A 12,898-nucleotide genomic window follows, 5' to 3' on the forward strand; every position below is an offset into this window, starting at 1 on the left:
GCGCGCCGTCCTATTCTGAACTTGGGGGCACCAGAAAAGCATGCTGCATCGTCTTTCCACTCATGAAGCCCTGTCCGCGGATCTCACGGCGCAGATCAAGCTCTTCGCTGATGGCGCCAGCCTCGAGGACTTCACGCGCCTGCACCAGACTGGACAGGTGGCGGGTTTCACCACCAACCCGACCCTGATGCGCAAGGCCGGCGTCACCGACTACGAAGGTTTCGCCAAGGCGCTGCTGGAGCGCATTCCCGACGCGCCGATCTCCTTCGAGGTCTTCTCGGACGAGTTCGATGACATGACGCGTCAGGCGCGAAAGATCGCGGCCTGGGGCTCCAACGTCTACGTCAAGGTTCCGATCACCAACACGCGGCGCGAGAGCAGCCTGCCGATGGTTCGAGTGTTGGCGGGCGAGGGCGTGAAGGTGAATGTCACCGCCATTCTGACCCTGGAGCAGGTGGCCGAGACGGTCGACGCGCTCCATGCCGACGTTCCGGCCGTGGTTTCGGTTTTCGCAGGGCGTATCGCTGACACCGGCGTTGATCCCATGCCGGTCATGCGCGCCGCCGTGGCCATGGCCGCCCGCAAGCCCAAGGCCGAGGTGTTGTGGGCCAGCGTGCGCGAGGTGTTGAATGTTTATCAGGCCCGCGACTGCGGCTGCCACATCGTGACGTCGACGCCCGAGGTGCTGAAGAAGCTCTCCATGGCCGGAAAGGACCTGGCGGACCTGTCGCAAGAGACGGTGGCCATGTTCTATGAAGACGCCAGCGCGGCCGGCTTCAAGCTTTGAACGCTTCTGAGCGGCTACGCCCCGCGGTCTTTCTGGATCGCGACGGCGTGCTGAACCGCATCGTCCTGCGCGAGGGCAAGGCTGCCTCGCCGCGCGCCGTCGACGAGCTCGAGATCGAACCCGATGCTCCTTCAACGCTCGCGGCGTTGAAGGCGGCTGGTTATCTGCTGCTCGTCGTCACCAATCAACCTGACGTCCGCCGGGGGCTGATGAGCGTGGAAACGCTCGAAGCGCTGCATGCCCGGTTGGCCGACGCGCTCCCGCTGGACGAGATCGCGGCGTGCATGCACGACAACGCCGACGGGTGCGCCTGCCGCAAGCCCAAGCCAGGTCTAGTTTTGGACCTCGCCGAACGTCATGGCGTCGATCTCGGCCGGTCTTGGCTCATCGGCGATCAGGATCGCGACGTAGCTTGTGGCAAGGCCGCCGGCTGCAGCACAATACTACTTGGACGCGACTACAATTCGGGTACAGATACTGCCGCCGACCAAGTCGTGGAAACACTCTCGCAATCGCTTGCCTATATTCTAAGGGCGATATAATAGCGTTGCTTGGGGGTTTACTATGTTTTCTGACCACTTTCTTGATGCGACGACGCGCGCCGTCTCCGCGATTGACCGCGACGCCATTGAGGCCGTGGCGAAGACTCTGGCGCGGGTTCGGGATGGCGGCGGACGCCTGTTCCTGCTCGGCGTCGGCGGCAGCGCGGGCCACGCCAGCCACGCGACCAACGACTTCCGCAAGATCTGCGGTTTCGAGGCCTATTGCCCGACCGACAACGTCTCGGAGCTGACCGCCCGCATCAATGACGAGGGCTGGGAGGGCGTGTTCTCGACGTGGCTCGAGAGCAGCCGCCTGACCGCCAAGGATGGCCTGCTGATCTTCTCGGTCGGTGGCGGCAGCCTAGAGCCGCCGGTCAGCGCCAACTTGGTGCGCGCCATGCAATACGCCAAGGAGAAGGGCGCCGCGGTCACGGGCATCGTTGGTCGCGACGGCGGGTTCACGGCCAGGGTCGCCGACGCATGCGTGGTCGTTCCGACGGTCGATCCGCAACTGATCACGCCGATCGTCGAGGGCCTCGCCGCGGTCGTTTGGCACCTGCTGGTCTCGCACCCGGCGCTTTCGCGGTCCAAGGGGCACTGGGAGCAGATCGCACCCGCTCCCGCCGTCGCGGTCGCCGCCGAATAACCGATGATCTCCACTCGTACGCCCTTGCGCGTGACCCTCGGCGGCGGGGGCACGGACCTGGAGAGCTATTACCGACGCGATGGCGGCTTCATCTTCGCCATGGCCTTGGACAAGTACATCCATATCAGCGCGCATCGCCCGGCCTTCCATGACCACGTGGCCCTGATGGGCCCCGATCCCGAGAACGTCGCCCGGACCACGGACCTCAAGCACGAACTGGTCCGCGCGGCGCTTCTGCGCCACGGGATCGACACCGGTTTCGAGGCGGCGTCCATCGGCGACATCGTCGGCGGTACGGGCCTGGGATCGTCCAGCTGCTTCCTGGTCGGCTTCCTTCGCGCCTTGCATGCGCTGAAGGGCGCCGAGCCTGACCGGCAGGCCCTCGCCGAAGAAGCGTGCGATCTGGAGATCAACGTCCTGGCCAAGGGCATCGGCAAGCAGGACCAGTACATGGCCGCGTTCGGCGGCCTGACGACCCTGGACATCGCTCCGGACGGAAAGGTGCGGGTCGGCTCGGTGGCGTTGGACCCCGAGGTCGAGGCGGCGTTCATCGCCCACACCCACATCTACTATACCGGCCTGCGACGCGATGCGGCGGTGATCCTGGACGACCAGAACAGCGCCATGCTGAGCGACGGCGACCGGCGACGCCAGGCCGCCCAGAGTCTCGGCGCCATCAAGGATCTCGGCTACCGCATTCGCGACGCTTGGATCGCCGGCGATCTGGAAGGCTGGGGCCGGATGCTCCACGAGCACTGGGTCAGCAAGAAGCAGCTGTCGTCGAAGATCAGCTGGCCGCACATCGATCAGTTGTACGATCATGTGCGGGCCAATCTCGGCGTGACGGGCGGCAAGGTGATCGGCGCTGGCGGCGGCGGTTTCCTGATGCTGTTCACGCCGAACGAGGGCCGCGAGCTCGAAGACTACATGGCGTCGCAGAACATGCCGCGCCTGCGCTACGGCATCGATCGTGGCGGGACCCAGGTGCTGCTGAGCCAAGCCGCATGAACGCCTGGCGCGCGGAAGCTCTCGGGGGCGTCCAGCGAGCGCGGACGAGCAGCGGGTTCGACGTTCGCGCCCGCGCGCCTCTGCGCCTGGGACTGGCGGGCGGCGGCACCGATCTGTCGCCTTACTGCGACCAGTTCGGCGGCGCGGTCTTGAATGTCACCATCGATCGCTTCGCCTTCGCCCATATAACGCCCAGCGCTGATGGGGCGGTGTCCTTTAGGGCCAACGACCTTGGCGTGCAGGAGCATCATGAACTCGGCGCGCGTCCCCGGATCGACGAAGGGCTTAGTCTACACCGGGCCGTCTACGACCATGTGGTGGAGACCTATCTGGACGGCGCCGCCCCGGCGCTGAACGTCTCCACGACGATCGACGCTCCGGCCGGGTCGGGGCTGGGCTCTTCCTCGGCTTTGGTCGTGGCGCTGGTGGAGGCGTTCCGTCTGGCGCTGGATCTTCCGTTGGGTCCCGCCGATGTGGCTCGTCTGGCGTTCCATATCGAGCGTCGCAAGCTCGGCCTCGCCGGAGGGCGTCAGGACCAGTACGCGGCGGCTTTCGGCGGCGTGAACTTCATCGAGTTCCTGCCCGAGGACAAGGTGCTGGTCAGCCCTCTGCGGGTGCCGCGCGCCTATCTGAACGAGTTCGAGTCTTCGCTGGTGATCTGCTTCACCGGCCAGTCGCGCCGCTCCGAGACGATCATCAAGGAGCAGATCGACGGTCTGGTGGGCATGAACGCCGAGACGCTCGAAAGCATGCATCAGCTCAAGGCCGATGCGGCCTTGATGCGCGAAGCCCTGCTGCGCGGCGACATGCGCGACATGGCCGCCATCCTGATGCGGTCGTGGAGCGCCAAGAAGCGTACCGCTAGCGGCGTGGCCACCGACACGGTCGATCGCCTGTTCGATCTGGCGATCGCCGAGGGCGCCTGGGGCGGCAAGGTGTCCGGCGCCGGCGGCGGCGGGTTCCTGATGTTCTTCACCGATCCCGAGAACCGCCACCACCTGATTTCGACCCTCAATCGGGCGGGGGGGCAGGCGAGTTCGGTCAAGGTCACCTTCGAAGGCGCGGAAGCCTGGAGCGTGCCCCGGTGAGCGTTCGCCAGTGCGTGTTCCTTGTCGGTGGCCTGGGCACGCGCTTGGGCGACATCGCCCGCGACACGCCCAAGCCGATGCTCCCGGTGTCGGGGCGTCCCTTCATCGAGCATCTGCTCGCGAAGGCCGCGCTGAACGGTTTCGATCGGGCGTTGCTCTTGGCTGGACATCGAGCCGAAGTGGTCAAGCGGCACATCGAGGCCACGAACCTAGACGCCCGTCTGGGCATGGAGATCGCGGTGTCGGTCGAGCCCGAGCCGATGGGCACCGGCGGCGCCTTGAGCCACGCCCATGATCTTCTCGAAGACGCCTTCCTGCTGCTGAATGGCGACACCTGGTTCGACTTCGACTGGCGCGCCTTGGCCGATCGCGAGGGCTACGCCGGCATGATGGCGCTGCGCATGGTCGAGCCGGCGGATCGCTACGAGACCGTGGCGCTGGACGGCGATCGTGTCGTGGACATCCGCGCGCGTGACCCCAGTCTGAGCAAGGGGCTGATCAACGGCGGCGTTTGCCGCCTCGCCAAGGCGGCCGTTCCAAGGACCGACCGCGCCTTCTCGCTTGAGGCTGAATTGCTTCCGGCGCTCTGTCGGGATGGCGCGCTGGGCGGCCGGGTCTTCGAAGGCGCTTTCGTCGACATTGGCCTGCCCGCCAGCCTCGCCGCCGCCGAGCGGATCCTGGCTTCGGCCTAGGGGGCTCGCGTCCGCGTCCCAGAGCGATGTGGGCGACCCAAATCATGGCCAAGATTGACTAACCGCAACGTCGGGTGCGTTCGCCGGCCTTAAAGCCGATGCTCCACCCTGTCGTTCGAGATGGTTCATGTCGATCAAACCCATTGACCTCAGCCGTGTGCGTGACCTGCCGTTGCTGGCTTCCGCCAGCGAAGAGTCCCTTTCCCTGATCGGGCAGGGCGGGTTCCTGCAGTGGACTCCCAAAGGCGCCGAGCTGGTGGCCGAGGGTGAGGTCAACGACTTTCTCTATATACTGCTCGACGGCTCCGTTGAGTTGGAGGGGACCTGGGGCGATCGAGACTCGACCCTGGCGGTGCTGAGGCCGCTTTCGAGCTTCGTCTTGGCGTCGGTCGTGCTGGAGGCGCCGGCGCTGATGACGGCGCGCACGCTTTCGCGCAGCCAGCTTTTGATGATCCCCGGCGATCTGTTCCGGCGCGTGATGCGTGAGGATCGGGGCGTGTCCCTGGCGGTGATCGAGGAGCTGTCGGGCTGTTACAGCGGCCTGGTTCGCACCATCAAGAGTCACAAGCTGCGCGCGCCGCTCGTTCGCCTTGCCAACTATCTGCTCGTGCAGCAGCAACGCCAGGGCGGCGGCGTCCTGCGATTGCCGCTGCAGAAGCGGATGCTCGCGTCCTTGCTCGGCATGACCCCCGAGAACCTGTCGCGCTCGTTCGCCGCCCTGGCCGAGTACGGCGTCAGGGTGGATGGACCGCTGGTGACTATCACGCGACCGGCGGTTCTGGCGCGCCTGGCCAAGCCGGATCCGTTGATCGACAATCCTCTGCCGGTGGCTGGAGCCATGATGGGGCAGGCGGGGCGCGAGCGCGCCGCTCATATAGAAGGCCGCGCCTGATGGCCTACAGATCGGTCAAGACCTACGGCGCTGAGCGAGGCCTGTCGTGCGCCTACCGCCAGTGGGCGGCCGATAGCCATTGTCAGTTACTGCACGGCTATTCGCTCGGCTTCGTCTTCGACTTCGCGGCCGAGCAGCTGGATGCGCGGGGCTGGGTCGTGGATTTCGGCAAGGCCGGCTTCGGCGCCATCCGCGAATGGCTGCACCACATGTTTGACCACACCCTGCTCGTCGCCGCGGATGATCCCTCGCGGTCCGAGTTCGAACGCCTTCAGCGGCTGGGCCTGGCGCAGGTGCGGATCGTGCCCGGCGTCAGCGCCGAGGCCTTGGCGGCTCATGTCTTCGAGCACGCGCAGGGTCTCGTGGACGCGGCGACGAAGGGCCGCTGCTGGGTCGCCTCGGTCGAATGCCGGGAGCACGGAGCCAACGCCGCTGTGTTTGAGAACCCGCAAGGCGTGCTACGGCAGGTGAGCGCCGAGGCGTTGAGCCTGGCGCTCAAAGGTCTCTGACAGCGCCTAACCGTTCTCAAAATGTGGCTTGACGACCCATAATATGAAACAATAACGCTTGTGCCGACAACTGACCGGCTCGCGCGAATTATACTGGCTCGCGCGGAAACAGGTCTGGGAGGACAAGTTGAGCCAAGCCCCCGCCATGGCGTTGTCGCGCCGCAACCTCCTGATCCTGTCCGTGGCCGCGACCGCGCTTGGTTTTGGCGCAAACAGCGTCGCGGAAGCGGCGCCTTCGGTCCCCACCACGGATCTGCGCTGGCTCGATGACCAGGCGCCCGCCGCATGGGACGGCTCGACTTTTGGCGTTCCCTGGCCTCGTGGCGCGCTCAAGCCTTCTCAAGCCTTCAAGATCGTCGGCAAGACGGGCGAGGAGCTCCCTGTCCAGTCCTGGCCGATCGCCTATTGGCCGGACGGTTCGCTGAAATGGTCCGCCCACGCTGTCGCGAGCGGGGAGGGGCGTGACGGCCTGTCTATCGTGCCGGGCAAGAGCAAGACGCCCGCCGCGCCCTTGCTGGTGACCAAGACCGCAGACGCGATCACCGTGTCGTCGGGCGATCTGGTCTGGCGTCTGCCGACCGCGGGAGCCGAACTCGTTTCAGAGGCCCGGCGCGCGGGACGGGTCACGTTGAAGGACCTGCGATTGGTCGCGATCGCTCAGGATCAACCGACCCTGGAACCGGATGGCGTCGTCCGCTCCTCGCGCTACATCTCGAAATTCTCGACCGTCACGGTCGAGCAGACGGGCCCCGTTCGGGCTGTCGTACGCTTCGAAGGCGTTCACAGCGGCGACGGACGTACGTGGCTGCCGGTCACTGTGCGCCTCTATTTCCACGCCGGCTCCGAGGCCGTGCGCATCGTCCATAGCTTCATCCTCGATGGCGACCCGGCCAAGGACTTCATCCGGGGTCTGGGCGTCACCGCCAGCGTGCCGATGAGCGACGAGACCCATAACCGCCATGTCCGCTTCTCAGGCGAAGACGTCGGTGTGTTTGGCGAGGCCGTGCGGACCCTGACGGGCCTGCGCTCGCGGGGCGATCCGGGGCCCGCGGCGCGCGAGACCCAGATCGCCGGGCGCGCGGTGCGCACCGAAACCTTGCCGCCCAAGCTACAGGCTGGCTTGAAATGGATTCCGGAGTGGGGCGATTTCTCGCTGTCGCAGCTGACGCCCGACGGCTTCACCCTGCGCAAGCGGACGAGCGCCGGCCACGCCTGGATCGACTCCAACGCCGGACAGCGCACGCGGGGCCTGGCCTATGTCGGCGGCGTCTCGGGAGGCGTGGCGTTCGGCCTGAAGGACTTCTGGCAGCGCGCCCCGACGGGCTTGGAGATCCGAAACGCCCACACCGATCTGGCCGAGTTGACCGCTTGGATGTGGTCGCCCGAGGCGCCGGCCATGGACGTGCGGCCCTATCGCAGCGCCAACGGGATGGACACTCACCCCGAGGAGATCGAAGGTCTCGACATCACCTATGAGGACTATGAAGCCGGCTGGGACGACGCGCACGGGATCGCCAGGACGTCCGAGCTGACCTTGTGGGTGCTCGGCGCGACGCCTTCGCATGACGCCTTCTCAGCCATGGCCAGCCGGGTCGCCGACCCGCCGCGCCTGACGGTCTCGCCGCAGCGTCTGAAGGCGGCGGGCGTGTTCGGCGATTGGGATGTCGTCGACGCCTCGACGCCGACCCGCCAGCGGATCGAGGATCGGCTGACCTATCTGATCGACTACTACATGAACGAGGTGGATCAGCGGCGCTGGTACGGTTTCTGGTCCTACGGCGATGTGATGCACACCTACGATCCGGACCGCCATATGTGGCGTTACGACGTCGGCGGCTACGCCTGGGACAACTCCGAGCTCTCCACCGACCTGTGGATCTGGTACACCTATCTGCGCACCGGGCGGGCGGACGTTTTCAAGTTCGCCGAGGCCATGACCCGGCACACTGGCGAGGTCGATGTCTATCACCTCGGCCGCTTCAAGGGCTTCGGTACGCGGCACGGCGTGCAGCACTGGTCCGACTCGTCCAAGCAGCCCCGCGTCTCGAACGTCGCCTATCGGCGCATCTACTATTACCTGACCGCCGACGAGCGGGTCGGGGACCTGATGCGCGAGCTGGTCACGTCCGACTCGGCCCTGGAGGCCGTGGACATTTCACGCAAGCTGCCGCCAGCCCCGGGGCGGGAGCGGCCCAAGGGCGTGGTCGCGTCGGGCTTTGGCACGTCCTGGGGGGCGTTCCTCGGGGCCTGGCTCACGGAGTGGGAGCGCACGCGCGATCCGCGCTGGCGAGACCGGATTCTCAACGGCATGAACACGATCGCCGCCATGAAGCGACGCTGGTTCGCGGGCGAAGCGCCCTACGACCTCAAGACCGGCAAGTTCCTGGGCGACGGCGACTATGTCAGCGTCTCGCACCTGAACGCGGTGTTCGGCGTTGTCGAGATGACCTCGGAGCTGCTCGACCTGCTCGACGTTCCCGCCTATCGCAAGGCCTGGCTGGAATACTGCCGCTATTATAACGCGCCGCCCGCCGAGCTGAAGGCGTTGCTGGGCAAGGTTCCAAGCGGACGAAATCTCGGCGACGCGCACTCGCGCCTGACCGCTTACGCCGCCAAGCATGAGAACGACCACGCCCTGGCCCTGCGCGCCTGGTCGGAGTTCTTCGGCAAGGCGGGACGGGAAGGGGGCGACCTGATGCTCAGCCAGGCCCGCCGCGTCGGCGGAACGGCGGTGCTGCGTCCGATCGATGAGGATCCGGTCCTCTCGACCAACGCCGTCGCTCAGTGGAGTCTGGCGGCCATCCAGAACCTGTCCCTGATCGGCGATAGCCTGGAAGAAGCGGCGGCCGCAAACCGCTGAGCTTTGGGCCGCGCCTCCTATAGGCGCGGCCGAACGCCGCGGCGCGCTTAGAGCGCGGTGTTGACGGTCAGGATCGCGCGCGCGTTCTGGCGCGTCTGATGGCTCGCGAGGAAAAGCGACGCCAGGAAAGCAATCGACAGCGCCACGGCGACGTAGCAGGCCGGGCAATGGCCGGCGAACGCCCAGGCGTCCGCGCGCGTGCTGCAGATGGGGCCTGCCAGCATCCGCGGAAGCGACTGCTGCAGGGCGACCGCCCACGCGACAATGGCCGCTAGGCCCGTGGCCGATGGGAGATGACGAGATAGCGCTTTGAGCATGGCGGACTCCGAATTGGCCCACAGGGTCCAACAGGTTCGCTGACTTGGCTTTGAGACAGATCAAAGCACGGAGTCGACCGGTGTGACACCCCTGGGTTCCAGGTTCGACTCATGGAGTCCGCATGTCCGCCCCTTCAAACACCAGTGCTGGTCCGCCCGCGGGCTCCAGCCTTCTTCTAGTCATCTCGGTTATAGGCGCCTTTTTGGCGATTTTGGGGGCGGGTCTCACCCATGATCCCATTTTCCGCCTTCAAGCCGGCACCTTGGCCCTGGCCGGTGTGATCGCCGCCTTTGTCCTGAACGGCGGCCTCGCCGGCGGGACGCTGCGCGACCATCCCGACCAATATTCCGACAACGTCATCAAGGCCGGCGTGATCGCCACCATGTTCTGGGCGGCGGCGGGTCTGCTGGTGGGGGTGATTATCGCCGCCCAGCTGACGTGGCCGAGGATCTTCTATTTCCCCGAGCTCGGTTTCCTGAACTTCGGGCGGCTGCGGCCTCTGCACACCTCGGCGGTGATTTTCGCGTTCGGCGGCAACGCCCTGATCGCGACGTCCTTCTGGGTCGTCCAGCGCACCTGCAAGGCGCGGCTGGCCGGCGGCATCGCGCCGTGGTTCGTGTTCTGGGGCTACCAGCTGTTCATCGTGATGGCCGCGACCGGCTACCTGATGGGCGCGACCCAGGGCAAGGAGTACGCCGAGCCCGAATGGTACACCGACCTTTGGCTGACGATCGTCTGGGTGGCCTATCTGCTGGTCTTCCTGGGCACGATCTGGAAGCGCAAGGAGCCGCATATCTATGTGGCCAACTGGTTCTACCTGGCCTTCATCGTCACCATCGCCCTGCTGCACCTGGTCAACAACGCCGCCGTTCCGGTCGGCCTGCTGAACCACAAGTCCTACGGCGTGATGTCCGGCGTCCAGGACGCCCTGACCCAGTGGTGGTACGGCCACAACGCGGTCGGCTTCTTCCTGACCGCCGGCTTCCTGGCCATGATGTACTACTTCGTGCCCAAGCGCGTTGAGCGCCCGGTCTACAGCTACCGTCTGTCGATCGTGCACTTCTGGGCCCTGATCTTCATCTACATCTGGGCCGGTCCGCACCACCTGCACTACACGGCCCTGCCGCAGTGGGCGCAGACCCTGGGCATGACCTTCTCGATCATGCTGTGGATGCCCTCGTGGGGCGGCATGATCAACGGCCTGATGACCCTGTCGGGCGCCTGGGACAAGCTGCGTACGGACCCCGTCGTCCGGATGATGGTCGTCTCGATCGCCTTCTACGGCATGTCGACCTTCGAAGGTCCCGTGATGTCGATCCGCGCCGTCAACGCGCTCTCCCACTACACCGACTGGACCATCGGCCACGTGCACTCCGGCGCTCTGGGCTGGGTCGGCTTCATCAGCTTCGGCGCGGTCTACTGCCTGGTGCCGTGGCTGTGGAAGAAGCCGGGCCTGTACTCGAACAAGATGGTCGAGTGGCACTTCTGGATCGCGACCACCGGGATCCTGCTCTACATCGCCGCGATGTGGGTGTCGGGCATTATGGAAGGCCTGATGTGGCGGGAATACACCCCGCAGGGCTTCCTGGCTTACAGCTTCATCGAGACCGTCTCGGCCAAGCATATCGAGAACATCATCCGCACCGTGGGCGGCCTGATGTACCTGGCTGGCGCGCTGATCATGATCGTCAACCTCTGGAAGACGATCAGCACGCCCTCCGCCGAGCTGGCCGACGCTCCGGCCGCCCCCGCCACCGCGATCGCCTGAGGTTCCGATGTCTCTCTGGAAGCAACACTCCAAGCTTGAGCGGCATTCGCTGCTGCTCGTCGTCGGCATCCTTCTGGTCGTCTCCATCGGCGGCCTGGTCGAGATCGCCCCGCTGTTCTGGCTGCAGAGCACGATCGAGAAGGTGCAGGGCATGCGTCCCTACACCCCGCTCGAACTGGCTGGCCGCGACATCTATGTCCGTGAGGGCTGCTACCTCTGCCACTCGCAGATGGTTCGCCCGCTGCGCGACGAGGTCGAGCGCTACGGTCACTACAGCCTGGCCGCCGAGAGCATGTACGACCACCCGTTCCAGTGGGGGTCCAAGCGGACCGGTCCCGACCTGGCGCGCGTGGGCGGCAAGTACTCGGACACCTGGCACCGTGACCACCTGATCGACCCTCGCTCGGTCGTGCCGGAGTCGGTGATGCCGCCCTACAAGTTCCTGGCCGAAAAGGACCTGGACTACAGCGACATCGTCGATCGCCTGAAGACCCAACGCACGGTCGGCGTCCCCTACACGCCGGATCAGGTCGCCAACGCCAAGAAGGACCTCGAGGCCCAGGCCGATCCGTTCTCGACCGACGCCGTGGCTCTTCGTGGCCGCTACGACGCCAAGGTGGTCAACCGCGACTTCGATGGCGATCCCAACAAGATCACCGAGATGGATGCTCTGGTCGCCTACCTGCAGATGCTGGGCACCCTGGTGGACTTCAAGTCCTACAAGACCCAGGCGCCGGAGAACCAACGATGAGCGGCCTGACCTACGAAGCCGTCGCGCGCTTCGCGCAGCAAGGCGGGCTGATCTACTTCGGCCTGATCTTCCTCGCCGGCGTCGCCTACGCCCTGTGGCCCTCCAAGAAGGCCGAATTCCAACACGCCGCGCATATGCCGCTGGATGACGAGGAGCTCTCCTGATGGCTCACGAACGCGAGACCGACCACGCCACCGGCGTCGAGACGACCGGGCACGAATGGGACGGCATCAAGGAATTGGACAACCCGCTGCCTCGCTGGTGGCTGTGGATCTGGTACGTGACGATCGCCTTCTCGATCGCTTACTGGGTGGCGATGCCGGCATGGCCGGGCCTGCACAGCTACACCAAGGGCATGCTGGGCCAGTCAGACCGGGCGAACGTGGGGAAGGAGCTTACCGCTCTCGAGCTCCAACGCGGCCAAGGCGCGGCGGCGCTCCGCACCGCCAGCCTGGAGCAGATCGAAAAGGATCCGAAGCTGCAGGCCTACGCCCAGCAGGTCGGCCAGTCGGTCTTCGGCGACAACTGCGCCACCTGCCACGGCATCGGCGGCACCGGCGGCAAGGGGTACGCAAACCTCCGCGACGACGTGTGGCTGTGGGGCGGCAAGCTGGAGGACATCCAGTACACCATCACTCACGGCATCCGCAGCGGTGATGAGAACGCTCGCATGTCGCAGATGCCCGCCTACGGTCGCGACGAGCTGCTCAAGCCCGAGCAGATCGACGACCTGACCGAATACGTGGTCAAGCTGTCCAACCGTCCGGCCGACGCCGGCGCCGTGGCCCGCGCCGCTCCGATCTTCGAAACCCAATGCTCGGCCTGCCACGGCCTGGAGGGCAAGGGGAACCAGGAGCTCGGCGCGCCGAACCTGACCGACGCCGACTGGCTGTACGGTTCGGATCGCGCGTCGATCCGCGGCCAGATCTACGCCGGCAACGGCGGCGTCATGCCCACCTGGGGCGGGCGCCTGAGCCCCGAGACGATCAAGGCTCTGACGGTCTACATTCACGCCAACGCGGGTGGTCAGTAAGGGC

Annotated in this window: 14 protein-coding genes; 13 read left to right on the top strand and 1 reads right to left on the bottom strand. The window is 66.0% G+C overall.

Features of this window, described 5'->3' with window-relative positions:
• Positions 1-40 precede the first annotated feature (40 nt).
• The 9 genes from CSEG_RS09420 (at position 41) to CSEG_RS09460 (ending at position 9,024) form a co-directional block, all read left to right on the top strand.
• Entirely contained in the window at positions 41-787 is a 747-nt protein-coding gene (locus CSEG_RS09420) for a transaldolase (protein WP_013079003.1), read from the top strand.
• Complete coding sequence (locus tag CSEG_RS09425; protein ID WP_013079004.1) at positions 784-1,329, top strand: D-glycero-alpha-D-manno-heptose-1,7-bisphosphate 7-phosphatase; 546 nt, start codon at positions 784-786, stop codon at positions 1,327-1,329. The genes CSEG_RS09420 and CSEG_RS09425 overlap by 4 nt, the downstream gene beginning before the upstream one ends.
• A 22-nt stretch (positions 1,330-1,351) precedes the next feature.
• A complete protein-coding gene (locus CSEG_RS09430; protein ID WP_013079005.1) occupies positions 1,352-1,975 on the top strand; it encodes an SIS domain-containing protein in 624 nt (207 codons plus the stop codon).
• Between the two features lie 3 nt (positions 1,976-1,978).
• A complete protein-coding gene (locus CSEG_RS09435) occupies positions 1,979-2,983 on the top strand; it encodes a GHMP family kinase ATP-binding protein (protein WP_013079006.1) in 1,005 nt (334 codons plus the stop codon).
• The gene (locus CSEG_RS09440; RefSeq protein WP_013079007.1) at positions 2,980-4,071 is read left to right on the top strand and encodes a GHMP family kinase ATP-binding protein; all 1,092 of its coding nucleotides are present in this window, start codon (positions 2,980-2,982) and stop codon (positions 4,069-4,071) included. Before CSEG_RS09435 ends, CSEG_RS09440 begins: the two co-directional genes overlap by 4 nt.
• Entirely contained in the window at positions 4,068-4,763 is a 696-nt protein-coding gene (locus CSEG_RS09445; RefSeq protein WP_013079008.1) for a sugar phosphate nucleotidyltransferase, read from the top strand. The genes CSEG_RS09440 and CSEG_RS09445 overlap by 4 nt, the downstream gene beginning before the upstream one ends.
• A gap of 127 nt (positions 4,764-4,890) precedes the next feature.
• The gene (gene ftrB, locus CSEG_RS09450; protein WP_013079009.1) at positions 4,891-5,655 is read left to right on the top strand and encodes a transcriptional activator FtrB; all 765 of its coding nucleotides are present in this window, start codon (positions 4,891-4,893) and stop codon (positions 5,653-5,655) included.
• Positions 5,655-6,164, top strand: coding sequence for a 6-pyruvoyl trahydropterin synthase family protein (locus tag CSEG_RS09455; RefSeq protein ID WP_013079010.1), 510 nt, complete (start codon positions 5,655-5,657; stop codon positions 6,162-6,164). Before ftrB ends, CSEG_RS09455 begins: the two co-directional genes overlap by 1 nt.
• Before the next feature lie 127 nt (positions 6,165-6,291).
• On the top strand, positions 6,292-9,024 hold the full coding sequence (locus CSEG_RS09460) for an exo-rhamnogalacturonan lyase family protein (protein ID WP_013079011.1): 2,733 nt from the start codon (positions 6,292-6,294) through the stop codon (positions 9,022-9,024).
• Between the two features lie 47 nt (positions 9,025-9,071).
• Here CSEG_RS09460 and CSEG_RS09465 read toward each other — a convergent pair whose 3' ends face one another.
• Positions 9,072-9,341 carry a hypothetical protein gene (locus tag CSEG_RS09465; RefSeq protein WP_013079012.1) on the bottom strand — a complete coding sequence of 90 codons (270 nt, stop codon included), beginning with the start codon at positions 9,339-9,341 and terminating at the stop codon, positions 9,072-9,074.
• A gap of 122 nt (positions 9,342-9,463) precedes the next feature.
• Here CSEG_RS09465 and ccoN point away from each other — a divergent pair, with 122 nt between their 5' ends.
• Genes ccoN through ccoP form a run of 4 tightly spaced genes read left to right on the top strand, consistent with a single transcriptional unit; the run spans position 9,464 to position 12,894 of the window.
• Positions 9,464-11,110: a cytochrome-c oxidase, cbb3-type subunit I gene (gene ccoN / locus CSEG_RS09470; RefSeq protein ID WP_013079013.1), complete on the top strand. Its 1,647-nt coding sequence runs from the start codon at positions 9,464-9,466 to the stop codon at positions 11,108-11,110.
• Between the two features lie 7 nt (positions 11,111-11,117).
• A complete protein-coding gene (gene ccoO / locus CSEG_RS09475; protein ID WP_013079014.1) occupies positions 11,118-11,861 on the top strand; it encodes a cytochrome-c oxidase, cbb3-type subunit II in 744 nt (247 codons plus the stop codon).
• Positions 11,858-12,025 carry a cbb3-type cytochrome c oxidase subunit 3 gene (locus tag CSEG_RS09480; RefSeq protein WP_013079015.1) on the top strand — a complete coding sequence of 56 codons (168 nt, stop codon included), beginning with the start codon at positions 11,858-11,860 and terminating at the stop codon, positions 12,023-12,025. The genes ccoO and CSEG_RS09480 overlap by 4 nt, the downstream gene beginning before the upstream one ends.
• Complete coding sequence (ccoP, locus tag CSEG_RS09485; RefSeq protein WP_013079016.1) at positions 12,025-12,894, top strand: cytochrome-c oxidase, cbb3-type subunit III; 870 nt, start codon at positions 12,025-12,027, stop codon at positions 12,892-12,894. The genes CSEG_RS09480 and ccoP overlap by 1 nt, the downstream gene beginning before the upstream one ends.
• Positions 12,895-12,898: the final 4 nt, after the last annotated feature.

It is taken from the genome of Caulobacter segnis ATCC 21756 (assembly GCF_000092285.1).
Classification (GTDB): domain Bacteria; phylum Pseudomonadota; class Alphaproteobacteria; order Caulobacterales; family Caulobacteraceae; genus Caulobacter; species Caulobacter segnis.